This window comes from Liquorilactobacillus ghanensis DSM 18630, assembly GCF_001435235.1.
Classification (GTDB): domain Bacteria; phylum Bacillota; class Bacilli; order Lactobacillales; family Lactobacillaceae; genus Liquorilactobacillus; species Liquorilactobacillus ghanensis.
In genome coordinates, this window is sequence record NZ_AZGB01000002.1 from 39,855 (window position 1) to 63,682 (window position 23,828).

20 protein-coding genes and 1 pseudogene are annotated in these 23,828 nt (G+C 38.5%); 19 read left to right on the forward strand and 2 right to left on the reverse strand.

The window, feature by feature from the left end; genetic code table 11:
• The first annotated feature begins 25 nt into the window (after positions 1 to 25).
• From FC89_RS00855 to FC89_RS00885, 7 genes are all read left to right on the forward strand, one after another.
• Positions 26 to 808 (forward strand): hypothetical protein, encoded by a 783-nt coding sequence (locus FC89_RS00855; RefSeq protein ID WP_057870657.1) that lies wholly within the window; start codon positions 26 to 28, stop codon positions 806 to 808.
• A gap of 198 nt (positions 809 to 1,006) precedes the next feature.
• On the forward strand, positions 1,007 to 2,374 hold the full coding sequence (locus FC89_RS00860; RefSeq protein WP_057870658.1) for a UDP-N-acetylmuramoyl-tripeptide--D-alanyl-D-alanine ligase: 1,368 nt from the start codon (positions 1,007 to 1,009) through the stop codon (positions 2,372 to 2,374).
• A 40-nt stretch (positions 2,375 to 2,414) separates the two neighbouring features.
• Positions 2,415 to 3,908, forward strand: coding sequence for a degradosome RNA helicase CshA (gene cshA / locus FC89_RS00865; RefSeq protein WP_057870659.1), 1,494 nt, complete (start codon positions 2,415 to 2,417; stop codon positions 3,906 to 3,908).
• Positions 3,909 to 4,054: 146 nt separating this feature from the next.
• On the forward strand, positions 4,055 to 4,435 hold the full coding sequence (gene acpS / locus FC89_RS00870) for a holo-ACP synthase (protein WP_057870660.1): 381 nt from the start codon (positions 4,055 to 4,057) through the stop codon (positions 4,433 to 4,435).
• Positions 4,428 to 5,546, forward strand: a complete 1,119-nt coding sequence (gene alr, locus FC89_RS00875; RefSeq protein WP_057870661.1) for an alanine racemase — start codon at positions 4,428 to 4,430, stop codon at positions 5,544 to 5,546. Before acpS ends, alr begins: the two co-directional genes overlap by 8 nt.
• Positions 5,547 to 5,598: 52 nt before the next feature.
• Complete coding sequence (locus FC89_RS00880; RefSeq protein ID WP_057870662.1) at positions 5,599 to 5,856, forward strand: hypothetical protein; 258 nt, start codon at positions 5,599 to 5,601, stop codon at positions 5,854 to 5,856.
• Between the two features lie 9 nt (positions 5,857 to 5,865).
• Positions 5,866 to 6,234, forward strand: a complete 369-nt coding sequence (locus tag FC89_RS00885; RefSeq protein ID WP_057870663.1) for a type II toxin-antitoxin system PemK/MazF family toxin — start codon at positions 5,866 to 5,868, stop codon at positions 6,232 to 6,234.
• Between the two features lie 113 nt (positions 6,235 to 6,347).
• Here FC89_RS00885 and cbpA read toward each other — a convergent pair whose 3' ends face one another.
• Together cbpA and FC89_RS00895 are read right to left on the reverse strand one after the other, a co-directional pair.
• On the reverse strand, positions 6,348 to 6,983 hold the full coding sequence (gene cbpA, locus FC89_RS00890; protein WP_057870664.1) for a cyclic di-AMP binding protein CbpA: 636 nt from the start codon (positions 6,981 to 6,983) through the stop codon (positions 6,348 to 6,350).
• Between the two features lie 139 nt (positions 6,984 to 7,122).
• Positions 7,123 to 8,085, reverse strand: a complete 963-nt coding sequence (locus FC89_RS00895) for an L-lactate dehydrogenase (protein WP_057870665.1) — start codon at positions 8,083 to 8,085, stop codon at positions 7,123 to 7,125.
• A gap of 260 nt (positions 8,086 to 8,345) precedes the next feature.
• On the opposite strand from FC89_RS00895, the gene pth reads away from it, so the two are divergent.
• The 12 genes and pseudogenes from pth to lysS all read left to right on the forward strand — a co-directional run bounded on the left by pth (position 8,346) and on the right by lysS (position 23,361).
• Complete coding sequence (pth, locus tag FC89_RS00900; protein WP_057870666.1) at positions 8,346 to 8,915, forward strand: aminoacyl-tRNA hydrolase; 570 nt, start codon at positions 8,346 to 8,348, stop codon at positions 8,913 to 8,915.
• Positions 8,916 to 8,927: 12 nt separating this feature from the next.
• Positions 8,928 to 12,473, forward strand: coding sequence for a transcription-repair coupling factor (gene mfd, locus FC89_RS00905; protein ID WP_057870667.1), 3,546 nt, complete (start codon positions 8,928 to 8,930; stop codon positions 12,471 to 12,473).
• Positions 12,454 to 13,989: a putative polysaccharide biosynthesis protein gene (locus FC89_RS00910; protein WP_057870668.1), complete on the forward strand. Its 1,536-nt coding sequence runs from the start codon at positions 12,454 to 12,456 to the stop codon at positions 13,987 to 13,989. Before mfd ends, FC89_RS00910 begins: the two co-directional genes overlap by 20 nt.
• A 21-nt stretch (positions 13,990 to 14,010) precedes the next feature.
• Positions 14,011 to 14,268: an RNA-binding S4 domain-containing protein gene (locus FC89_RS00915; protein WP_057870669.1), complete on the forward strand. Its 258-nt coding sequence runs from the start codon at positions 14,011 to 14,013 to the stop codon at positions 14,266 to 14,268.
• A gap of 74 nt (positions 14,269 to 14,342) precedes the next feature.
• On the forward strand, positions 14,343 to 14,747 hold the full coding sequence (locus tag FC89_RS00920; RefSeq protein WP_057870670.1) for an FtsB family cell division protein: 405 nt from the start codon (positions 14,343 to 14,345) through the stop codon (positions 14,745 to 14,747).
• 249 nt (positions 14,748 to 14,996) lie between these two features.
• Positions 14,997 to 15,503, forward strand: coding sequence for a S1 domain-containing RNA-binding protein (locus tag FC89_RS00925; RefSeq protein WP_057870671.1), 507 nt, complete (start codon positions 14,997 to 14,999; stop codon positions 15,501 to 15,503).
• Between the two features lie 50 nt (positions 15,504 to 15,553).
• A complete protein-coding gene (gene tilS / locus FC89_RS00930; protein ID WP_057870672.1) occupies positions 15,554 to 16,924 on the forward strand; it encodes a tRNA lysidine(34) synthetase TilS in 1,371 nt (456 codons plus the stop codon).
• A pseudogene (gene hpt, locus FC89_RS00935) lies at positions 16,921 to 17,465 on the forward strand (hypoxanthine phosphoribosyltransferase). Before tilS ends, hpt begins: the two are co-directional and overlap by 4 nt.
• A gap of 87 nt (positions 17,466 to 17,552) precedes the next feature.
• Positions 17,553 to 19,604 carry an ATP-dependent zinc metalloprotease FtsH gene (ftsH, locus tag FC89_RS00940; RefSeq protein WP_057870673.1) on the forward strand — a complete coding sequence of 684 codons (2,052 nt, stop codon included), beginning with the start codon at positions 17,553 to 17,555 and terminating at the stop codon, positions 19,602 to 19,604.
• 111 nt (positions 19,605 to 19,715) lie between these two features.
• Positions 19,716 to 20,603 (forward strand): Hsp33 family molecular chaperone HslO, encoded by an 888-nt coding sequence (hslO, locus tag FC89_RS00945; protein WP_057870674.1) that lies wholly within the window; start codon positions 19,716 to 19,718, stop codon positions 20,601 to 20,603.
• Between the two features lie 208 nt (positions 20,604 to 20,811).
• Positions 20,812 to 21,831 carry a tRNA dihydrouridine synthase DusB gene (dusB, locus tag FC89_RS00950; RefSeq protein WP_057870675.1) on the forward strand — a complete coding sequence of 340 codons (1,020 nt, stop codon included), beginning with the start codon at positions 20,812 to 20,814 and terminating at the stop codon, positions 21,829 to 21,831.
• A 39-nt stretch (positions 21,832 to 21,870) separates the two neighbouring features.
• A complete protein-coding gene (gene lysS, locus FC89_RS00955; protein WP_057870676.1) occupies positions 21,871 to 23,361 on the forward strand; it encodes a lysine--tRNA ligase in 1,491 nt (496 codons plus the stop codon).
• Positions 23,362 to 23,828: the final 467 nt, after the last annotated feature.

The window sequence follows — 23,828 nt, forward strand, 5'->3', positions numbered from 1 at the left end:
TTAAAAGTGAAACAGGGGAAAAGAAATGCGCAATGATATTGTATATGTGCATCTTGATAAAGTATCACATTTGACGCTAACTTATGGGATTGGGATTAGAGATTTTATCGGTGGTATTCCACATCTGCCGGAAAATGTCCTTTCATTAGCTCCCGTCGATCCAAATCAGGAAATTGATATCTATTCAGGCTTCAATATGTACATTGGTGTTGAAAACGTTAAAGCATTTTTGTTGGATCGGACACTTAAAAATTTACGTTGGATTGATTTTGATAATTCGTTTGATTTAGAATCGTTAACTCCGCAAGAAGTTTCTGAAATGTTATACTTAGGACACGCTTTTACGCATCTGAAGTCACCATTTTACTATAAGTTGCAGAATAACTTTGTTTATCTGACTTTACCAAATGGGGCCAATAAAGTTTATTATCGTTTTTTACCGAATTTCTATCACGTAATGATTCAAGCTTTAACCGATCATTTGGGACGAGCATATCGTGAAAAGCGAACTTTTTTACGCCTGAGATACCACATTCAGGAGATTCCTGCGGCATTAGCGAAGCAACTATTACCGCTTTTGATTAGCGGAGCAGTTTTTGATTTTGGAAATTTAAAATTACAGGGACCAGAGCTGACAGTACCGATTTTAGCTGCACCTGATTCGGTTTATCAGCTAAAGTGGCATGAACCAACAATGATGATTGAAAAATCAAATTTAGTTGGTCGGCTTAAGTATCAAATGAATACAGGGACCTGGGATTTAATTGTTTTATCACCAGAAGCTTTTGAGGATAACTTGAACTTTTAGACTTTTAAGGATACTGATCAACTATTGCTTGAATATAAATAGTAGCAATTTACCCTTCAGCAGTTTTTCAATCAACTGAAGGGTTTTGCTATTTTTAACGGATAAGTAATTTGTGATACAATAACAAAGGTCAATTAAGTGATAATGCTCAGCTGATGACTGAATAAATATTGCTTGCAGTGAAAGGAAGTTTTATCAATGAAGATGCGACTAGCAGAAATTGCGAAAGCACTGAAAGTTACACCTGGAGAGAATTGGGAAGAAATAACAATAACGAGTGTCTCTTTTGACACGCGCAGCTTACAACCAGGTGCTTTATTTATTCCACTAGTTGGAGATCATGATGGTCATGATTATCTTACGCAGGCAATTGACAAAGGCGCGGCTGCGACTTTATGGCAAACTGACCATCGATTACCGGCTACTGATTTTCCGATTTTACCGGTTGCAGATACTTTAGCAGCATTGCAAAAATTAGCAAATTATTATTTAATTAAAATTAACCCGCAAGTTGTTGCTGTTACTGGTAGTAACGGAAAAACAACAACCAAGGATATGATTGCTGCAATTTTGGAAACTGGTTTTAATGTTCAAAAAACGCATGCTAATTTCAACAATCAAATTGGAGTTCCAATGACGGTTTTGGGAATGGAGCCTAATACAGAAGTATTGGTTGTTGAAATGGGAATGGATCATTTTGGAGAACTGGATCATTTAAGTCGCTTGGTTGAACCGGACATCGCAATTATTACTATGATCGGTGAAGCGCATATCGAATTTTTTGGCACACGCGATAAGATTGCTGATGCTAAAATGGAAATTACTCATGGACTCAAAGAAGACGGCTTATTGATTTATAATGGTGATGAACCGCTTTTGCGCGAACGAACAAAAGAATTATTGCAAACCACCAAAACTTTTGGTGAAGCGGCTAATAATGATTATCAAGCACTAAATATCGTTGGTGATGAGCAGCGTACAAGCTTTCGGGTAGCTTGCTGGCCGGAAGAAAACATTACGGTGCCAATGATTGGCAGTTATAATGTTAATAATGCGCTGGCAGCACTGGCAGTTGGTGATTATTTTCATTTACCAGTTGAAAAGATGATTGCTGCATTAACTGAGTTTCAAGCAACAGCTAATCGGACTGAGTGGCTTGTTGGGAAAAAGCAGGAACGAATTTTGAGTGATGTTTATAACTCTAATCCAACAGCTGCTCATCTGGTTCTTAAAGCTTTTTCGCAGGCTCCGACTAGCGGCCGGCGTTTTGTTGTTTTGGGTGATATGTTGGAGTTGGGAGCAGCAGCAGCTAAATTACATGCTGGATTAGCAGCTGATATCGACCCAGCTCAAATTGACGAAGTTTTTTTATGTGGCAGTCAAATGGCTTCTTTGGCTCAAGCTTTGCGAGATAAGTTTGATTCAACTCGGCTGCATCTTTATGCTAGCAATCAAAAAGCAAAATTGATAGCTGATTTGACAGCGGTGATTGAACCTGCTGACTTGGTATTGTTAAAGGGTAGTCATGGAATTCATTTGGAAGAAGTACTGGCTGCCTTGCGCTGATCAGATTTAATTTTTAATAAAATTTAGGAGGAAATATTTTTTGAAATTTACAGAACTTGGTCTTTCGGACTACCTGTTAAAGGCAATTAAACGTAGTGGATTTGAGGAGGCAACTCCCATTCAGGAGCAAACAATTCCACTAGTACTGAAAGGCGACGATGTAATCGGCCAGGCCCAAACGGGAACTGGAAAAACAGCAGCTTTTGGCTTGCCGATTTTGGAACACATTGATGTTAAACTCAATCAAGTTCAGGCTTTGATTGTGTCACCAACACGAGAGTTGGCGATTCAAACGCAGGAAGAACTTTTTCGATTGGGTAAGGATGAAAAAGCTAAAGTTCAAGTTGTTTATGGTGGGGCTGATATTCGTCGGCAGATTCATTCATTGAAACGGGCACCACAAATTTTAGTTGGTACCCCAGGACGGCTGCTTGATCATTTGCGTCGGCGGACAGTTGATTTATCAAATGTGAAAACAGTTGTTTTGGATGAAGCTGATGAAATGCTGGATATGGGTTTTGTTGAAGATATCGAAAGTATTATTAAAGAAATCCCAGCTGAGCGACAAACGTTATTATTCTCAGCTACAATGCCACCGGCGATCTTAAAGATCGGTGAAAAATTCATGCAGGATCCGCAGATCGTCAAGATTAAGGCTAAGGAATTAACGACTGACTTAGTTGATCAATTTTATGTGCGTGCCCGTGATTTTGAGAAGTTCGATGTTATGACCCGAATTTTTGATGTCCAATCACCGGAATTAACGATTGTTTTTGGTCGGACGAAGCGTCGAGTAGATGAGCTCTCAAAGGGCCTGGAAGCTCGCGGATATAATGCTAAAGGAATTCATGGTGATTTGTCTCAACAACGCCGTATGAGCATTTTAAAGCAATTTAAAGCTGGAAAATTAGATATCTTGGTGGCAACTGATGTAGCAGCTCGTGGTCTTGATATTTCAGGCGTAACTCATGTTTATAACTATGATATTCCGCAAGATCCTGAGAGTTATGTTCATCGAATCGGCCGAACAGGACGTGCCGGGCATCATGGTGTTTCGGTAACATTTGTAACACCAAATGAAATGGATTATTTAAGAGTTATTGAACATTTAACTAAAAAACGCATGAGCCCGTTAAAGCCACCGACCGAACAGGAAGCATTTATCGGTCAAATATCGTCGGCGGTTGAGCAAGTTGAAGATTTGCTTGAAAATACTGATACGACTAAATTTAACGCTCAAGCAGAAAAGTTGTTAGCTAAGCATTCAGCAACTGATTTGACAGCCTTGTTATTGAATGAATTGACACATGATTCAGCAACCGAGGTTCCGGTAAAAATTACGCCAGAACGTCCATTACCACGTCATAAACACAATAATAAGAATTTTAAAGGCGGCTATAAATCCCGTGGTGGCCGCAGCCGTTATCAAAGAGATAATCATCGACAATATCATTCTAAAAAGGATAAAAGTCGTGATAAATTTAATCGGCAACATTCAAAGAAACGACAATTTACGATTAAACATGCGGACTAGGGAATAGCAAGCAGAAGTTTTAAGGGCAGCTGGCGGCCAACCAGTATGCTCTTTTTATTTTAGAGTTTTTTGCTTGACTAACTTGTGGTAAGATTGCAGATGAGCATCAGAAAACAAAGACTAAGCAATGAAATGGTGGCTATAAAATGATTTATGGAATTGGAATTGATTTAACAGAAATTGATCGGGTTGAACATGCTTGGAAAAAAAATTATAATTTTGCTAAGCGGGTATTAACTCCGACAGAATTGGAAATTTTTGCTAAATTAGGCAATCACCGTAAATCTGAATTTATTGCAGGTCGTTTTTCGGCTAAAGAATCATTCGCTAAGGCTTTTGGTACGGGAATTGGATCAGCAGTTGCTTTTCAGGATTTGGAGATTATTTCAACAGCAACCGGTAAGCCGGTTTTTACCCGTTATCCACGAGCAACTGACTTTCAGGTTCAAATTTCGATTTCTCATACGGCAGCTTTAGTAATGACAGAAGTGATTCTTGAAAAGAAGGAGAAGATAGCTAATGGTTGAAGCATGGCATCGGCCAACTGAGGCAATCATTGATTTGAGTGCAATTAAAGAGAATATAAAATTAGAAAAAGGGTTATTAAAAAAACCACAACAATTGTTTGCAGTTGTTAAAGCAAACGCTTATGGCCATGGTTTGATACCAGTAGCATTTGCGGCCCAAGCAGCTGGAGCAGATGGCTTTTGTGTGGCAGTTATTGATGAAGGCTTGGCTTTGCGGCGAGCAGGCATTACTAAACCAATTTTAATTTTGGGAGTTAATCCAGCTGCAACAGCACCGTTACTGGCGGCAAATAGCTTAGCTGTGGCGGTTGACAGTTTGGAGTTTTTAAAACAAGCTGCTGTAAGTTTGCATGCTCAGCAGTTGAGATTGGCAGTACATTTAGCCTTGGATACTGGAATGAGCCGAATTGGTTTTAAAACAACTGATGACTTGGCTGCAGCTGTTGATTTTTTGCGAACTCATACAAAAGAATTTGATTTTCAAGGAATTTTTACCCATTTCGCTACTGCGGATGCAGCTGAAGCAGATTATTACCAACAGCAATTAAAAAAGTTTAAGCAATTATTAACGGTTGTTGATCCATTACCAACTTATGTGCATGTAGCAAATTCAGCAGCGTCTTTATGGCATCAAGCTTGCGGTGGAAATATGGTACGCTTTGGGGTTTCAATGTATGGTTTAAATCCTTCGGGTCATGTGCGTAAGTTACCAGCAGCTTTTAAACCGGCGTTAAGTCTAGTTAGCGAGTTGGCGGCAGTCAGAGAAATTCAAACTGGTGAATCGGTTGGTTATGGGAAAACCTATACAGCTCAGCAAACCGAATGGATTGGAACAGTTCCGCTAGGTTACGCTGATGGCTGGTTGCGGCGCATGCAAGGTTCAAAGGTTTTGATTAATGGTCATAGTTGTGAGATTGTAGGTCGTGTTTGTATGGATCAAATAATGGTACGTTTGCCGCAACGCTTGCCGGTTGGAACTAAAGTCACCTTAATTGGCAAAGACGGGCAACAGCAAATTACTGCGCAGCAAGTGGCAGATTACGCACAGACGATCCATTACGAAATACTTTGTGGAATTTCTGAGCGAGTACCACGTAAGTACCTTGATTAGATTTAAAAGAAAAATTAAAATAGAAGAAAACGGGAGAAAGCAGGGGTAGCTGATGGTTTATCAAAGTGAAGATGAACAATTTGATTCGGGACTTTTAAAACAGCAAGAACGTTTAGCAATTTATTGTGATTACTACGCAATTGATCAAGCTGAAATTAAGCGTGATCCGGCTCTATTAGATTATATTGTCAGCCACCAGCAGATTCTCGATGAACTAATTTCCGGTTATACTGAAATGGGGCCAATTAATCGTCAGATATGCGATGAATTTGTTGATTGCGAATGTGATGACGAAAATAAAAATAGTTAGGAGGAGCGTATGATAGTTAAAGATGTCAAACGAGGTGATATTTTCTTTGCGGATTTATCACCGGTGGTTGGATCGGAGCAAGGAGGGAAACGTCCGGTGCTGATTATTCAAAATAATATCGGCAATCGTTACAGTCCCACGGTTATTGTGGCGGCAATAACTGCTCAGATCCAAAAACCTAAGATGCCGACGCATGTTGGTTTACGGGCGGCTAAAGTTGGGATTGAACGTGATTCTGTTGTATTACTGGAACAGATCAGGACAATTGATAAGCAACGTTTGCAAGATAAAATAACCCATGTTGCTAATAAAGAGATGCAACAGATCGATCAAGCCATTTGTGTCAGTTTAGGGCTGACCGATATACATAAAAATTAGTTGAATCTTAATTATATAAAATATTTAGTAATTAAAAATATATCCTGTAACCAGCATGATTGTTGCTGGTTGCAGGATATATTTGTATATCAAGTAAAATTTTCGAAATTTGGTTATGAGTTAAGGTCCTCGATCTCAACAACTTTAAAACTTCTGCGTTCCAGATTAGCGACAATTCGTTTCAAACGTTCTGGTTCGACACCTGACGGCAAAGTAAACAATACGCGACGAACAATACTTTGAGCCTGCACATCTAAAGTGATACAACTGGCAATAGAAGTATATTTGGTGATAATCTTTGACATATCAACCAGATCGCCCCGTTCACCCAATGAAAGAACTGTTAAAACGTAGCTACCCACATTGACGTTCCAAGATTGAGATAACATATTCAACAAGCTTGAGTGTGTCAAAATTCCGTAGAAAAAATTGTGCTCATCTAAAACAGTGATATAGGGCAAATCTTTAATTGTGAAAAAGACTTTAAAAAAAGCTGAGTCTAGGGAAACAAATTTTGTAGCATTTTTTAATAAATAAGTTACTGGCAGCTGCATATCGCCTCCACGGGATTTATGACGATAAATATGCATTTTATAGATATTACCGCGAAAAATCTGTCCAGTTTTATCTAGAATTGGAACGCAGCGAAAACCAGAAGTTTCCAGTATTTTTAGAGCTTGTTCGAGAGTAACATCTTCTCGGACAGTTGTTAAATGGTCTTTGGGCTTAATTAATGATTTAAATAGCATTTAGCTTTCTCCTCCATGATTAAAACATTCTAATTTATCTTAGCATATTTTGGCTTTAAAAGGAGAATAGTTTTTAATAAAATTGTTAAAAAAAACCAAGACCGCAGCCTTGGTTTAAAAATATTTAATTATAACTTACTTATTTTTTTAAGTTGTTTAAACCGTCATTCAAAACTTGTTTCAAAGTTTTGGCAGAATCAGTCATTTTCTTTTGTTCTTCGTCATTTAACGGAACTTCAAGAATCCGATCAAGACCGTTGCCATTAACAACAGCTGGGGTACCGATATAAATATCGTTTAAACCATATTGACCGTTCATATAAGCTGAAACTGGCAAAACAGCATCTTCATCACGTAAGATAGCTTTTGAAATACGTGCCAAAGCAGTTGCAACACCGTAGAAAGTAGCACCTTTTTTACTGATAATTACATAAGCTTTGTTACGAACGTCATCTTCAACTTTGGCTAATTCTTCTTTAGTAACACCATTTGCTTTGGCCCAGTCAAGAATTGGAAGACCACCAACGGTTGCTGCTGAATATGCAGCAAATTCTGAATCACCATGTTCACCCATAATGTAAGCATGAACTGAACGAGGATCATGAACGCCCAGTAATTCACCTAAAGCAACACGAAGACGAGAAGTATCCAAAGAAGTACCAGAACCAATGACACGATTCTTTGGAAAACCAGAGAATTTCCAAGTTGCGTATGTTAAAATATCAACTGGGTTAGCAGCAACTAAGAAAATACCACTGAAACCTGAGTCAACGACCGGTTTAACGATACTTGAAAGAATCTTCAGGTTCTTGTTAACCAAGTCAAGCCGAGTTTCACCTGGCTTCTGTGGAGCACCAGCAGTGATAACAACTAAATCTGCATCTTTGCAGTCAGAATATTCTGCTGAATAGATTTTCTTAGGATATGAGAGTGCGGTTGCATCAGCTAAGTCAAGCGCATCGCCTTCGGTACGTTCCTTAACAACATCGACAATCCCAAATTCTTCGGCAACTCCTTGGAGAGCCATTGCATATGCAAAACTAGAACCTACGGCGCCATCGCCGACTAAAATAACTTTTTGATGATTTTGTGTTTTTGACACAGTTCTTCATCCTTTCATAAATGAACTTAATGACACACCGATAGTATACCACTTTTTTCTGAAAAATGTGAAGCAGTTTTCAAACATTTTTTTCAGTTAAAAACCCGTCTGTGGTATACTATTCGCTGATAATGCATGGTAAAACAGCTGTTATGTGCAAAATTGTACAGTTGATTTCAAACAAAAGATAATTATTGCAGAAATTAGCGAAAATATTTACAAAATACTACGAAAACACCAAGGAAATGGAGTAATAAATAATGAAACTTGTAATTGGTCTGGGAAACATTGGTAAAGAATATGAAAAGACGCGACACAATACCGGTTTTATGGTTTTGGATCAGTTAGCCGAACAAGAAGGTCTGGCTTTTTCCGGTCCCCGGCAAGAAGCTATGCTGACTAAATGGTTTTATCATCAGCAAACAGTTATTTTAGCCAAACCAACAACTTACATGAATGAATCGGGCCGCAGCGTGGCAGCATTATTGAAATATTATGATTTGAGTCCAGCTGATATATTGGTAATTCATGATGATATGGATTTGCCGACTGGTCAATTAAGACTACGGCAAAAAGGATCTGCTGGCGGGCACAACGGAATTAAAAGTATAATTGCGGCTGTTGGTGATGAAAAATTCAAACGGCTTAGGATCGGAATTGACCATCCAGAACGTCAGACCGTGGTAAACTGGGTATTGTCAAGGTTTTCCAAAAATCAGCAACCAGAGATTATGAATGGACTTGATCAGGCGATTGCAGCCATAAAGTTTTGGCTGGAAACCGATGATTTTTCCCAGACAATGAATGAGTTTAATCACAAGGAGAAGTAGTAGCTTTCAATAATGAAAATTGAAGAAATCTTTTTAAAATTACCTGAAATTTCAAATTTAATTACCACTCTAGGTAATACAACAAATGAAAATTTTTTATTAACTGGAATTCAACCAGCAGTTAAACCATTGCTGCTGCAAACTTTTTTGCGGCAACTTAAAAAACCGCTTTTAGTAATTGAAGATACATTAAATCATGCTCAGACACTAGCTGATGAACTGACGGCTTTATTGGGTGCCGAGCAAGTGAACTTTTTTCCAGTCGAAGAAACGCTGGCGGCTGAATCTGCTGTTGCCTCTCCTGAATTTAGGGCAGCTCGAATTCAAACTTTGGCTGCGATTCAAAAGGCTAAAATAACAGTGACTGCTGTTAGCGGAATTACCTATCCGTTGTTAGCTCCTGAGCAATGGCGGCAGCAGATCAAGTTTCTAAAAACTGGGATGGAATTGGATTTAACAGAATTTATTGCTTTTTTAGAACAAAATGGTTATCAACGGCAGCAACTAGTGGCAAAACGTGGAGATTTTGCAATTCGTGGTTCAATTATTGATTTTTATCCGTTTACGCAACTGAATCCGATTAGAATTGATTTATTTGATACAGAAATCGACTCAATTCGTGAATTTTCAGTAAATGATCAGCGAAGTTTGCAAAACTTGTCTGATGTTGAAATTTTACCAGCCAGTGAGTATCCGTTAACTGCTAAACAGCAAAAATTTGCTTTAAGTACTTTAAAAAAGCAATATGAAGCAATAGCAGCTAAGGCAGTTCAAAAAGATTTTCGTGAAAATTTGAGCGAGACTAATCAGAGATTAACAGCTGCTTTGAACACGGGCAGTTTACCAGCTTGGGCGGCAGCTTTTAAACGGGAACTTTTATTGGAAAAATTTTCTTTATTGGATTATCTGCCGACTGATGGGATGGTTCTTTGGGATGATTTACCACGATTGGTTGAGAGTCAGCGTCTCCAACAGCAAGAGCAGGCAGCTTGGGAAACTAATCAGCTGACTAGCGGAAAGTTGTTTGCAGCTAATCAGCCAGTACCATTAATTAAACAGTTGCAGAAACAAGATCAGCATAATTCAATTTTCTTGGCGCTTTTTCGTAAAGGCATGGGTCAGTTGACATTTGCACTGATTGCTGATGTTCAAGTGCGGATGATTCAGCAATTTTTTGGTCAGATGCCATTATTAAAGAATGAATTGCAGCGTTGGAAGAAACAGCAGCAGACAGTTGTGTTTGCAATTAATGATCCTGAAAGAATTAGAAAAGTTCAGCAGACGTTGCTTGATTTTGCAATGCCGATTGAAATAAACACGGCTAAAAAGCTTGAGCTTGGGCAGCCACAGTTGATTCAAGCAGGTTTTAGACATGGATTTGAATTACCACAACTTAAGTTAGTAATTGTAACTGAAAGCGAGCTGTTTCAGAAAGTAAAAACCAAACAGCCACGCCGGTTAACAATGGAAAATACTGAACGTCTAAAAAGTTACACTGATTTAAAAAAGGGCGATTACGTAGTTCATATTAATCATGGGATCGGTCGTTTCTTGGGAATCAAAACTATCAGTGATCGTGGCAAACACCAAGATTATCTAACGGTTGAATATCAAGATGCTGGCAAATTGTTCGTGCCGGTTAATCAGATTGATCGAATTCAAAAATATGTTTCAGCTGAAGGCAAATCACCGCATTTGAATAAACTCGGTGGCAGTGATTGGGCTAAAACTAAACGGCGAGTAGCTGCTAAAGTTGAAGATATTGCTGATGAATTAGTTGAATTGTATGCCAAACGGGCAACGGAAAAAGGGTATGCGTTTTCACCTGATGATGAATTTCAGCAAGAATTTGAAGCAGCTTTTCCATATACTGAAACACCTGATCAGTTGCGAAGTGCTAGGGAAATTAAACATGATATGCAGCGAAGCCGTCCAATGGATCGTTTATTGATCGGTGATGTTGGTTATGGCAAAACCGAAGTAGCCCTAAGAGCTGCTTTTAAGGCTGTTCAAGATGGGAAGCAAGTAGCCTTATTGGTTCCAACCACGGTGTTAGCTCAGCAGCACTATGAAACAATGCTGAGTCGGTTTGAAAATTTTCCAGTAACGATCGGCATATTGTCACGATTTCGGACCCAGCAGCAAGTTAAAAAAACTTTAAGTGAACTAGCAGCTGGACAGTTAGATATTGTAGTTGGAACTCATCGACTGTTGTCAAAGGATGTTAAGTTTAAAGAACTCGGCTTGCTGATTATTGATGAAGAGCAGCGTTTCGGGGTAAAGCATAAAGAACGAATCAAGGAATTACGGTCGTCAATTGATGTCTTGACATTAACCGCTACACCTATTCCGCGAACGTTAAATATGTCAATGCTGGGAGTTCGTGATTTGTCAGTGATTGAAACGGCACCATTAAATCGTTTTCCAATCCAAACTTATGTAATTGAGCAAGATTATGGTTTAGTTGCAGATGTTATTCGTCGTGAAATCAATCGTGGTGGACAAGCATTTTATCTGCATAATCGAGTTGCAGATATTGAACGGACGGTTACTGAACTGCAGACAATGCTGCCGGAAGCTAGAATTGGCTATATTCACGGACAGATGTCAGAAGCGCAACTAGAACGAATTTTGCTGGATTTTATAAATGGTGAATACGATGTTTTAGTTACAACAACAATTATTGAAACCGGGATCGATATTCCCAATGTCAACACATTGATTGTAGAAGATGCTGACAAAATGGGATTGGCACAGTTATATCAGTTGCGTGGAAGAGTCGGGCGCAGTAATCGAATAGCTTATGCTTATTTTATGTATCGGCCCGACAAGGTTTTAACGGAAGTCAGTGAAAAACGTTTAGAGGCAATCAAGGATTTTACTGAACTTGGCTCAGGTTTTAAGATTGCCATGCGTGATTTAGCTATTCGTGGTGCCGGCAACTTGCTTGGAAGTCAGCAGCATGGTTTTATTGACTCAGTTGGTTATGATCTGTATGTTCAAATGCTTAAAGACGCAGTAGCCAAAAAGCAGGGCAAACAGCTGCGTGTAGTTAGTGATGCAGAAATTGAATTAAATTTGGAAGCTTATCTACCAAGTAGCTATATTGCTGATCCGCGTCAAAAAATTGAAATTTATAAGCGGATTCGACAGCTACAAAATCAAGATCAATTTGATGAAATTCAAGCGGATCTGTTGGATCGCTTTGGCGACTACCCGCAACCGGCGGCTAATTTGCTAGAAATTGGTAAATTGAAAATGTTGGCTGATCAGGCACAGGTTAAATCAATTCAGCAAACAGAAAGAAAATTTACGATTTTGTTTACTGAAAACTTCAATAAATTTTTGACAGCACGTGATGTTTTGGCCGCTTTGGCGCAGACTAATCTAAAAGCAACTATTAAAAATGAAGCTGGACACTTTAGCGTTGTTTTATATCAGCAACCAACAATGGAATTACTGAAAGTTATTGCTGAATTTGAAAAGTTATTTGCTTTTTTGATAAAACAACAAGCAAAAGAAGCGAAAGGGAAGAGGAATGGGACAAAAGAGAAGTGAGAGCTTACTGCTGCGCGGTACGGTTTGGTTGGCAGTTACTTCGTTGATTGTTAAAATACTGAGTGCTGTTTATCGGATTCCCTTTCAAAATATGGTAGGTAATATCGGCTTCTATATTTATCAGCAGGTATATCCGTTTTATGGAATCGGAATGACTTTTGCTTTGACTGGCTTTCCAACTTTTATTTCAAAAAAAGTTGCCCAAGAAAGTGATGAATTCCAAAAAAAGGTAGTTGCCAGAAATTATTGGTATTTGTTGTTGGCTTTTGGCTGCTGTTTATTTGGCGGGATGCAGTTGTTTGCAACTAGAATTGCAAGCGGGATGGGCGACCCACGATTAACAGTTGTGATTCAAAATGTTAGTTGGATGTATTTATTATTGCCTTTTCTAGCTGTTGGGCGCGGTTATTGTCAAGGGAATCTTGATATGGCAACGACTGCTCATTCACAATTAGTTGAGCAACTGATTCGAGTTGGCGTTATTTTAGCTGCGGCTTATATTGGAATAAAGCAGCATTTATCATTATATCTAATAGGTAGTTGGGCGATCTTAGGAGGAACGTTTGGTGCGTTAGCAGCTTCAATATTTTTTTGGCCGGTTTTTTGGCGAAATCTACGGTCGGTAAAAATGACCGTCAGCTTTAGTGAATTAAAAAAGTTAGCCCAATCTTTGTTTTCTGAAGGACTTATTTTTTGTTTAAACGCGGCGTTACTGATTTTGTTGCAATTGATTGATTCATTTACGTTGAAAAAATATTTGCAAACAACTGGTTTACTTCCGGCAGCAGCTGCGTCTTTGAAAGGGGTCTTTGATCGCGGGCAACCATTGCTCCAACTAGGATTGGTAATTACTAATGCAATTGCGGTTAGTTCTTTGCCAACATTGGTTAAACAACAGCAGCGACAAAATGAAAAAGTATTGAAATTGCGGATTAATCAGTTATTTCAATTGGCTTTGTTATTTGCGTTAGCGGCGGCTGTTGGTTTAGCAGTTCTAATGCCGCAAATCAATTGGGTGTTGTTTGGCAGTACGCAAGGTTCTTGGGCTTTAACAGTTAATAGTTTAACTATTCCACTGGTAACAATAATCACTTTGGACAATGTATTGCTGCAGATTGAAGAGCAACAATCAGCGGCCTTAAAAATTATTTTGCTGATTATGGTTGCAAAATTAATTTTTAATCGACTATTAATTGCGCCATTGGGTATCAATGGTGCGGCTTGGGCCTCGGTTTTAAGTTTATTATTGGGAACAATTGTTGCTGGGAAATTGGAAAAAAAGACCGGTTTTTCGTATCTAAAGGATCACAATTGGTTGTGGAAAATGAGTGGAACGTTGATTTTAATGGGAGCTGGTACTTATTTAACGGCTGATTTAGTGCAGCAAACAGTTAGTTTTTCCCGTCATGGAAGTTTATTGATTTTATTAGTGGCAATTCCAATAGGGGGAGCAATATTCTTTCTATTAGCTTTTTGCCTGCATATTCTGGATTGGAAATTATTAAAACAGCATTGAGTAATCTGAGGAGGAAATTAAATGCGAGTAGATAAGTTTTTGAAAATTTCGCGTATTATTAAACGGAGAACGGTCGCTAAACAAATAGCCGATCAAGGTCGTATTCTAATTAATCAAAGGCCGGCTAAGTCGGCAACAAATGTTGCTGTTGGCGATGAATTAACGATTAATTTTGGCAATAAAACATTAGTGATCAAGGTAACGGCTTTAACTCCTAATGCCAAAAAAGCAGAAGCTGGTGGATTGTACGAAATAATCAGTGAAACTTCTAAAAATTAGTTTTATCACTTTATTAGACGTAGGAAACAGCAGTTTGCTATAATTAACTGCGAATAGATCGGAGATGAACTTGTTTGAAGAGACAGCAAGATAGCAAAATTAAAATTTTAAATAATTCATATTTTGAACAGCAGCATCAGCAGGCACAGTTGCATGCGGGCAAATTACACACCAAACGAGTTCATCACCGAAGAATGGTAGTTATTATTGGCTTTTTTGTGATCTGTTGTTTATTTTTAGGAGGGCAAGTGTTAAGAACTCAACATTTGACGTCTGGTTTATTACAACAAAGAAGAGTAGCTGATGACAAGTTAACCAAGGTCAAGCAGCAACGCAGTGATTTGAAACAACAGACACGTCAATTGCAAGATGATGATTACTTGCAAAAACTGATTCGCGAAAAGTATTATTACAGTAAAAACGGCGAAACAATTTATAATTTGCCAAGCAGTAATAAAAACGGTGAGCAGAACAAATAAACCGATAGCTTGTTTTTTTAAGAATTATGGCTTGTCTGGTTTGAACGGTTTATTTCAGTTAGTATTGAAAATTGAGTAACAATTATAACAATAGCCATTAAAAAATTTACTCTATTATACTGTTGAAATACCAGTTTTTCTTAATTAAGGACTTAGATAAAACTAAATCAATTGTTGTTAAATTTGTTGCATACAGGGTCAGCCGTGTTATACTAAAGTGTATACAATTTAAGGAGGAACAGCTTTTTTATGTCAATTGAAGTAGGGGCGAAAGTCACTGGCAAAGTTTCAGGAATCACCAATTTTGGTGCATTTGTTGATTTAGGCGGAAGAAAAAATGGTTTAGTTCATATTAGTGAAATATCTGATAAATATGTTAAAGATATTCATGATGTTTTAAGCGTTGGTGACGAGGTAACGGTTAAGGTCCTTTCAATTGCAGCAGACGGCAAAATTGGTTTATCAATTCGCAAAGCTGCTGAAAAAAATAGTGAAGAAGCACACGAAAATTATCCTAAACACAATCATGTTGAAAGACACCATAATTCGGGCAATCGTGGTGGGGTCAGTGTTAAAACTCATCCGCATAATTATGCTGGAAACTCGAAAAATCAAAACTTTCATAAAAGTGAAAGTAAACCAGAAGATTTTGATTCACTATTAGCCGGATTTTTAAAAGAAAGCGAAGCTCGATTGACTTCACTTAAACGAAATACAGAAGGTAAACGCGGTGGCCGCGGCGGGCGTCGCAGTTAAATTAAATTGATTGTCCGGAAGGGCAATTTTTTTTTAGCGGAGTGATTTTAATGGATATGATGAACAGATTTCAGCAGAATTTTGTTAAATTAAATCAGGCTGAAAAAGTTTTGGCGGCCGTTTCAACTGGGGTTGATTCAATGGTAATGCTGCAGTTATTGCTGAAATTACCTAAAAAAATTAGACCGCAAGTTTCAGTAGCTTATGTGAATCATCGTCTTCGTCCAGCTAGTGCTCAGGAAACCGAATTTATTCGTAGTTTTTGCCAAAAGCATCATTTGCCGCTTTTTACAACCGATTGGTCACCGCAGCAGCATCCAGCTCATGGAATCGAAGCTGCTGCTAGGGATTTTCGCTATAAGTTTTTTGCGCAGATCATGCAAAAACAAGGAATTAGTGAACTTTTAACAGCACATCATCAAGATGATCAAGTTGAAACATTTATGCTGAAACTAATTCGTGGAGGGCAACTGCAGCAATTAACCGGAATTGCTGCTCGCCGATGTTTTTCAGCGCAAGCTGGCAGTTGGATTTTAAGACCAATGTTGCCTTTTTCTAAAGCTGAGATTCGGGCATATGCAGTTGAACAGCGAATTAAGTACTTTGAGGATGAAACTAACTTTGAATTGAAAGTTTTGCGCAATCGATTGCGCAATCGATTTATTCCCGAATTAGTGGAGGAAAATCCACAATTTAAAGAGCATATAATTAACTATCAGTCACAATTAGCCTGCTTGCAAGCGGCAATGAAACCATTATTGGAACAAAGATTACAGACAATTAAAACGGCGAAACATACCTATTCGTTAACCAACTGGCAACAACAACCACTTGCTTGGCAACAATTGTTACTTGAAAAGATTTTGAGTATTCCGACTGCTAAAATAACTCATGGACAACAGCAGCAGGCAAGCGAACTTTTAAATAATTCTCAAAAACCGCAAGGAAGAATTGATTTAGAAGGAAATTGGCTGTTCTTTAAAGAATACGATCATTTCGGCGTAACTTATTCGCAAGCAAATTTAACGGCTGTTTCAACTGACTTTTGCCAGCAATTACGATTGGGGGAATGGCAGCACCTTGAAGATGGCAGTCAAGTTGGACTTTTTGAATGGAATTCAGGAATGCTGCATCCAAAAGATCTGGTTTTCAGGTTACCAACTGATCAGCGATTTCCATTGCAAATCAGGCATCGCCAAAAGGGTGATCGACTAGTCACGGCGGTGGGTAAGCAAAAGGTCAAGAAAATTTTGATTGATCTTAAGTTATCAAAAGTACAGCGAAGCAAATTATGGATAGTAGCGGATAAAAAAAATCGACCGATCTGGTTGGTTGGAGTAAAACGCGGGTATTTGTCAGAAGCAGCTGTAAATGGTAGAATGCTATACATGATAATTTTTAGGAACGAGGTTGCTTTATGAACAGCGATATCAAGGAAGTTTTATATAGTCGAGAACAAATTCAAGAAGTTTGCAAGCAATTAGGTACAAACTGACAAAGGATTATCAAGGGAAAAAGCCTTTAGTTATTTGTGTTTTACGGGGTGCCATTATGTTTATGGCTGATATTGTTCGTCAGATTGACACATACGTTGAGCTGGATTTTATGGATGTTTCCAGTTATGGTAATGAAACGGAATCTTCCGGTTCGGTTAAGATTATCAAAGATTTGGATGTTTCGGTTAAAGGGCGCGATGTCTTGATCGTAGAAGATATTATTGATACTGGAAGAACCCTTACGTGCTTAGCCAGCCTGTTGAAACACCGGCAGGCTAAATCAGTTAAGATCTGTACATTATTGGATAAACCGGATCGACGCGAAAAAACAATTTCTCCCGATTATGTCGGTTTTCAAGTACCTAATGAATTTGTTGTTGGTTATGGTCTAGATTATCAGGGCTTTTATCGTAACCTACCATATGTTGGAATTTTAAAACCAACCGTTTATAATAAGAAAAATTAATAGTCAATAATGGTCAAGTGTGCTATTATCTATTTGATAGCCGTCTTTACATAGGGGCAATTAGTCGTTAGTTCAAGGAGGAAGCAAATGAACAATAAAAAGAATGGGCTTTTTAAGAATAGTCTGTTTTATATTGTGGTTTTCCTTGGGGTCATGGGGATGTTATATTACTTTTTTGGTGGTAAAGCAAACTCCCAATCTCAACAAATCCAATCGAGTCAATTCATTACAGAGCTTAAAAAAGATAACGTTAAAAATTTCACACTACAACCGGCTGGAAGTACTTATAAGGTAACCGGCACGTATCGTCATGCTAAGAAGACATCTGGTTCTTCGAGTTTTGGCGGATTGGGTGGCAGCAGCAGCGAAACCAAATCATTTACCACAAATGTTTTGACTAATGATGTGGCTGTTAAACAAATTCAAAAATATGCCAATAAGAATGACATTAAAAATAACACTAAAGAAGAAGAATCAAGCAGCTTATGGATTCAGCTACTGATATATTTGCTGCCGGTAATTTTCTTTATCTTCTTCTTCTATATGATGATGGGTCAAGCTGGTCAAGGTGGCGGCAACGGTCGAGTGATGAACTTCGGCAAGTCTAAGGCTAAGCCAGTAGATAAGAAGTCGAATAAGGTTCGGTTTTCCGATGTTGCTGGAGCTGAGGAAGAGAAGCAGGAATTAGTTGAAGTTGTTGAATTCTTGCGAGATCCACATAAGTTTTTGGCTTTAGGGGCCCGAATACCATCAGGTGTGCTATTGGAAGGACCTCCCGGAACTGGTAAAACTTTGTTAGCAAAAGCAGTTGCCGGTGAAGCCGGTGTACCTTTCTTCTCAATTTCCGGTTCGGATTTTGTTGAGATGTTTGTTGGTGTCGGTGCTAGCCGAGTTCGTGACTTATTTGAGACTGCCAAGAAAAACGCCCCTTCAATTATCTTCATTGATGAAATTGATGCTGTTGGTCGCCGTCGTGGTGCCGGCATGGGTGGTGGTCACGATGAACGTGAACAAACTTTGAACCAGTTGCTGGTTGAAATGGATGGTTTTGAAGGCGATGAGGGTGTTATCGTCATGGCTGCAACTAACCGTTCTGATGTTTTGGATCCAGCTTTACTTCGTCCAGGTCGTTTTGATCGGAAAATTTTAGTTGGTCGTCCTGATGTTAAGGGCCGTGAAGCGATTTTAAAGGTTCATGCTCATAATAAACCATTGTCTAACGATGTTGATTTGAAAATGATTGCTAAACAGACTCCTGGGTTTGTTGGGGCTGATTTGGAGAACTTATTAAACGAAGCGGCATTGTTGGCTGCTCGGCGTGATAAGAAGCAAATTGATGCATCTGATTTGGATGAGGCGGAAGATCGCGTAATTGCTGGACCCGCTAAACGAGATCGGGTAATCAATAAAAAAGAACGTGAAACGGTTGCTTATCATGAAGCTGGGCATACTTTAGTTGGTTTAGTTTTAAATGATGCACGAGTTGTTCATAAAGTAACGATCGTACCTCGTGGTCGAGCAGGTGGCTACGCAATTATGTTGCCTAAAGAAGATCAAATGCTATTGAGCAAAAAGGATTTAAAAGAACAAATAGCTGGTTTAATGGGTGGTCGAGCGGCTGAGGAGATTATTTTTAAGCAACAATCTTCTGGGGCTTCGAATGACTTCCAGCAGGCAACTCAGTTAGCACGGGCAATGGTAACTGAATATGGGATGAGCAGTAAACTTGGGCCAGTTCAATATGAAGGTCAAAGTGGCATGTTTGCTGGTGATGGCTATCCGGGACAACCAAATTATTCAGCACAAACTGCTAACCTGATTGATGAAGAGGTTAAGAATTTGCTGAATGAGGGAATGGCTTCAGCTAAGCAGATTATTGAAGATCATCGCGAACAGCATCAAACGATTGCCAAGGCCTTGCTTGAGTATGAAACTTTAGATGAAAAACAGATTTTAAGTTTATTTAAGACTGGGAAAATGCCAGTCAAACAAGAAGAATTTCCAAGTGAAAAAGCTGCCACATTTGAAGAATCAAAGGAAGCTTTGAAACGTAAAGAAGAAGCTAAACAAAAAGCTGATCAATCTGATGATTCAAAGGATAAGCATGATCATACAACCACGTATTATCCAAAAGATTGATAATTGAAGTTATGTTTAAGGGCCTGCGACAAGACATAAGTTTTGTTGTAGGTTCTTTGTTTATGGTTATTTGGTAATTAAGCGAAATTTTTAATTAAGAGGTAAAGAAAAATGGAAGATTATTTGTTAAAAGTGCTTGCTTATGAAGGACAATTAAGAATTTATGCAGCTAAGACAACGCAATTGGTTCAAGATGCCCGAGAAATTCATGACACTTGGAGTACAGCTACGGCAGCTTTAGGTCGAACGTTGACCGGTACGGCTTTATTAAGCGCAGCATTATTGAAAGAAAACGGTAAATTAACAGTTAGAGTTCAAGGTGATGGACCAGTGGGAGCGATTGTTGCTGATGGTGATGCTCATGGACAAATTAAGGGATATTTACATCAACCACATATTGAGTTACCGCTAAACGAAAAGCATAAAATTGATGTTAAAGGTGCAGTTGGCACCCAGGGATCTTTGGCAGTTACCAAGGATTTGGGTTTGAAAACACCATTTACCGGCCAAGTACCTTTGGTTTCTGGAGAATTGGGTGAGGATTTCACCTATTATTTGGCTAAATCGGAACAAATTCCTTCAGCAGTGGGGGTATCAGTTTTTGTTGAACCAGATCAATCGGTAGCAACTGCTGGTGGATTTTTGGTTCAAGTTTTACCGGGAGCCAGTGAAGCAACGTTAGCAGCAATGGAAAAATCATTAAAAGAAATGCCAAGTATTTCAGAAATTATGAGACAAGATCAAGATCCGGAATTACTAATTAAACATTTAACAGGTTCAAGTCAGGTTAAAGAACTTGAACGGGTACCTTTAAAATATATTTGTGATTGCTCAAAAGAACGCTTTGCAACCGCATTGGCGAGTATTGCGGCCGCTGATTTAAGAAAAATAATTGAGCAGGATCATCAAGCTGAAACAGTTTGTCGTTTTTGTGGGAAAAAGTATCATTTTACAGAAGCGGAACTACGTGAGCTGCTGACTAGTAATTCACAGGGGTAGCTTTGTTGCTTAAAAAGATATATGATATGATGCGGCTGTATAGTTTGCTGATACAGTAGGAATTTGGCATAATAATTTAAATGATAGAAACTGATACCAATAGTAACAATATTTCATTGAAGTGGATCGTTTATTTAATAAGAGTTGCTTTTTTTCAAACTAGTATGATGATTATAAGTGTAAATTAATAATGTGAGAGGTGTAAGTGATGGAATGGAAGATTGGAAATGTTACTATTCCTAATCAGGTTGTGGTTGCTCCGATGGCTGGAGTAACAAATGTTGCATTTCGGATGATTTGCAAGGAGTTTGGTGCGGGGTTAGTTGTTTGCGAAATGATTTCAGATCGGGGTATTCAATATCGAAACGCTAAAACTTTAGGGATGTTAAAATTTGATCCAAGTGAACATCCAGTCAGCGTGCAAATTTTTGGCGGCGATAAGGAATCTTTATTGCAAGCAGCGGAATATATCGAAGAACATACTAATGTTGACATCATTGATATCAATATGGGATGCCCAGTACCAAAAGTAACTAAAGCTGAAGCTGGTGCCCGTTGGTTATTAGATCCAAATAAGGTTTATGAGATGGTACATGCAGTTTCTACAGCTTGCAGTCTGCCAGTGACAGTAAAAATGCGAACAGGCTGGGATGATGACCACTTGTATGCAGTAGAAAATGCACTTGCAGCCCAAGAAGGCGGAGCAGCAGCACTGGCAATGCACGGTCGAACAAGAAAACAACGGTACACTGGTCATGCTAATTGGGAAATTTTAAAAGAAGTAGCTGATCATTTAACAGAAATTCCATTTATTGGCAATGGTGATGTCCGGACACCGGAAGACGCAAAAAAGATGCTTACTGATGTAGGAGCTGACGCGGTTATGATCGGGCGAGCAGCATTAGGTAATCCATGGATCGTTAAACAAGTTACAGAGTATTTAGCGGGAGAAACAGTTGTTGCAGAGCCTACCCCGGCTGAGAAAATTCAAGTTGCCAAGGAGCATTTGCATCGTTTAGTTCAACTAAAGGGTGATTATGTTGGCTCGCATGAATTTCGTGGACAAGCTGCTTATTATTTGAAAGGTATCCCGCGTTCAGCAAGAGCAAAAGCAGCCTTGAATGAAGCGGATTCAGAAGATGAAATGAAATTAGTATTTGATAATTTTCTTGAAGAAGTTAATGATTTTTTGGCTAAAAGAGCTGCTCGTCGTGCTAGAATAGGTTAGGAGAAAGCTTTAACAAATAAAATTAATGGAGGATTTAAAGTGGCAAAGATAGAAAATCTGAATGATCAGCTAAAAATCAGACGTGAGAAAATGAATGAGTTGCGCCAAGATGGAATTGATCCTTTTGGCCACCGATTTGAACGAACAGCATTGTCTGAACAATTGCATCAAGAATATGGCGAAAAATCCAAAAGTGAGCTGGAAGAATTAGAGCCAGAGGTCAAGATTGCTGGTCGAATGGTTGCTAAACGTGGCAAAGGAAAAGTTGGTTTTGCCGATATTCAAGACCGCCAAGGCAGAATGCAGATCTATGTTCGTAAGGATGTTATCGGCGAGGAGAAATATCATATTTTCAAACGATCTGATTTAGGTGATCATTTAGGCTTGACAGGGCATATGATTAAAACTGATACTGGTGAATTAACGCTTAAAGTGACTGATCTAACTTTTCTTTCAAAAGCTTTACGTCCTCTACCAGACAAGTTTCATGGCTTACAAAATGTTGAGCAAATTTATCGACAGCGTTATTTGGATTTAATTTCTAATCGAGAAAGTTTTGATAGATTTTTGAAACGGACTAAAATTATTTCTGCAATTCGGCGTTATTTGGATGACCAACAGTTTCTTGAGGTTGAAACACCGGTCTTACATAATCAAGCCGGAGGTGCAGCAGCACGCCCGTTTGTTACCCATCATAATGCGTTGGATATTCAATTATATTTACGAATTGCTTTAGAGCTTCATTTAAAGCGACTGATTGTTGGTGGGATGGAACGAGTTTATGAAATTGGTCGAGTATTTCGAAATGAAGGAATTGATACGAGACACAATCCAGAATTCACAATGTTGGAATCTTATGTAGCTTATTATGATTTTACTGACGTTATGAAGGAGACTGAAGGAATTTTCAAGGCTGCTTCGAAAGTTGTTTCGGATGATGGGGTAGTTGAATATCAAGGTAAAAAAGTTGATTTCAATAAGCCATTTAGAAAATTGCATATGGTTGATGCCATTAAAGAAAAAACGGGCGTTGACTTTTGGCAGAAAATGACAGTTGAAGAAGCTCGTAAATTAGCTGATGAACATCATGTTCATTATGAACCGTACTGGAAAGTCGGACATATTATTAATGAATTTTTTGAAACATTTTGTGAAAATCAGATTTCAGATCCAACATTTATTTATGGGCATCCAATTGAGGTTTCACCTTTGGCAAAGAAAAATGATAAGGATCCTAGATTTACTGACCGTTTTGAGCTATTTATTTTAGGTAATGAATATGCAAATGCTTTTACTGAACTAAATGACCCAATCGATCAGCGACAACGATTTGAAGCACAAGTTAAAGAGCGCGAAGCTGGTAACGATGAGGCCGAAGGAATTGATGAAGATTACGTAGAAGCGTTAGAGTATGGCATGCCTCCAACTGGTGGATTGGGTGTGGGGATAGATCGATTAGTGATGTTGATGACCAATGCACCTTCGATTAGAGATGTGTTATTGTTCCCAACATTGCGCCCGGAAGATTAGTTTGGTTTGATAATTAATTATTAGGTGTATTAAGTTGATTTATAAGTAAGTGTTTTAAAGTGGAAATGACTGGGAAAATTTACCAGCCAATAAAAACTCGATCTAAAATTCTGTTTTTTCAAGAATTTCAGGTCGAGTTTTTGACTTTTTTGTATTCAGCGATCAATTATTAGGGGAGTTAGCAGTTATTTGGGTTAAAATTTCTGCCAACTTTATTAAATTCATCATTAAAAGAATTCCAAATTCATTTTCCACGAAACGTATTCGATACATACCTAAAACTGATTTTCTTTTTATCAAGCAGGTTCTCAATATCATATTTACGATGTGAATAAACTTTTGAGCCTTTGTTTGCTGAAAGTGAATTTTCAGATTAGATAATTAATAAAGCCATTAGTAGTGGGGGAAGTTCGTAAGCACCTAATAATCGACCGTCTATAAAAGAGTATATTTCAGCGGTAAAATTA

Bases quoted from the DNA above. Each gene is read 5' to 3' on its own strand.
- FC89_RS00855 (WP_057870657.1), top strand. From the start codon at position 26: ATGCGCAATGATATTGTATATGTGCATCTTGATAAAGTATCACATTTG.
- FC89_RS00860 (WP_057870658.1), top strand. From the start codon at position 1,007: ATGAAGATGCGACTAGCAGAAATTGCGAAAGCACTGAAAGTTACACCT.
- acpS (WP_057870660.1), top strand. From the start codon at position 4,055: ATGATTTATGGAATTGGAATTGATTTAACAGAAATTGATCGGGTTGAA.
- alr (WP_057870661.1), top strand. From the start codon at position 4,428: ATGGTTGAAGCATGGCATCGGCCAACTGAGGCAATCATTGATTTGAGT.
- FC89_RS00880 (WP_057870662.1), top strand. From the start codon at position 5,599: ATGGTTTATCAAAGTGAAGATGAACAATTTGATTCGGGACTTTTAAAA.
- FC89_RS00885 (WP_057870663.1), top strand. From the start codon at position 5,866: ATGATAGTTAAAGATGTCAAACGAGGTGATATTTTCTTTGCGGATTTA.
- cbpA (WP_057870664.1), bottom strand. From the start codon at position 6,983: ATGCTATTTAAATCATTAATTAAGCCCAAAGACCATTTAACAACTGTC.
- pth (WP_057870666.1), top strand. From the start codon at position 8,346: ATGAAACTTGTAATTGGTCTGGGAAACATTGGTAAAGAATATGAAAAG.
- mfd (WP_057870667.1), top strand. From the start codon at position 8,928: ATGAAAATTGAAGAAATCTTTTTAAAATTACCTGAAATTTCAAATTTA.
- FC89_RS00910 (WP_057870668.1), top strand. From the start codon at position 12,454: ATGGGACAAAAGAGAAGTGAGAGCTTACTGCTGCGCGGTACGGTTTGG.
- FC89_RS00915 (WP_057870669.1), top strand. From the start codon at position 14,011: ATGCGAGTAGATAAGTTTTTGAAAATTTCGCGTATTATTAAACGGAGA.
- FC89_RS00925 (WP_057870671.1), top strand. From the start codon at position 14,997: ATGTCAATTGAAGTAGGGGCGAAAGTCACTGGCAAAGTTTCAGGAATC.
- tilS (WP_057870672.1), top strand. From the start codon at position 15,554: ATGGATATGATGAACAGATTTCAGCAGAATTTTGTTAAATTAAATCAG.
- ftsH (WP_057870673.1), top strand. From the start codon at position 17,553: ATGAACAATAAAAAGAATGGGCTTTTTAAGAATAGTCTGTTTTATATT.
- hslO (WP_057870674.1), top strand. From the start codon at position 19,716: ATGGAAGATTATTTGTTAAAAGTGCTTGCTTATGAAGGACAATTAAGA.
- dusB (WP_057870675.1), top strand. From the start codon at position 20,812: ATGGAATGGAAGATTGGAAATGTTACTATTCCTAATCAGGTTGTGGTT.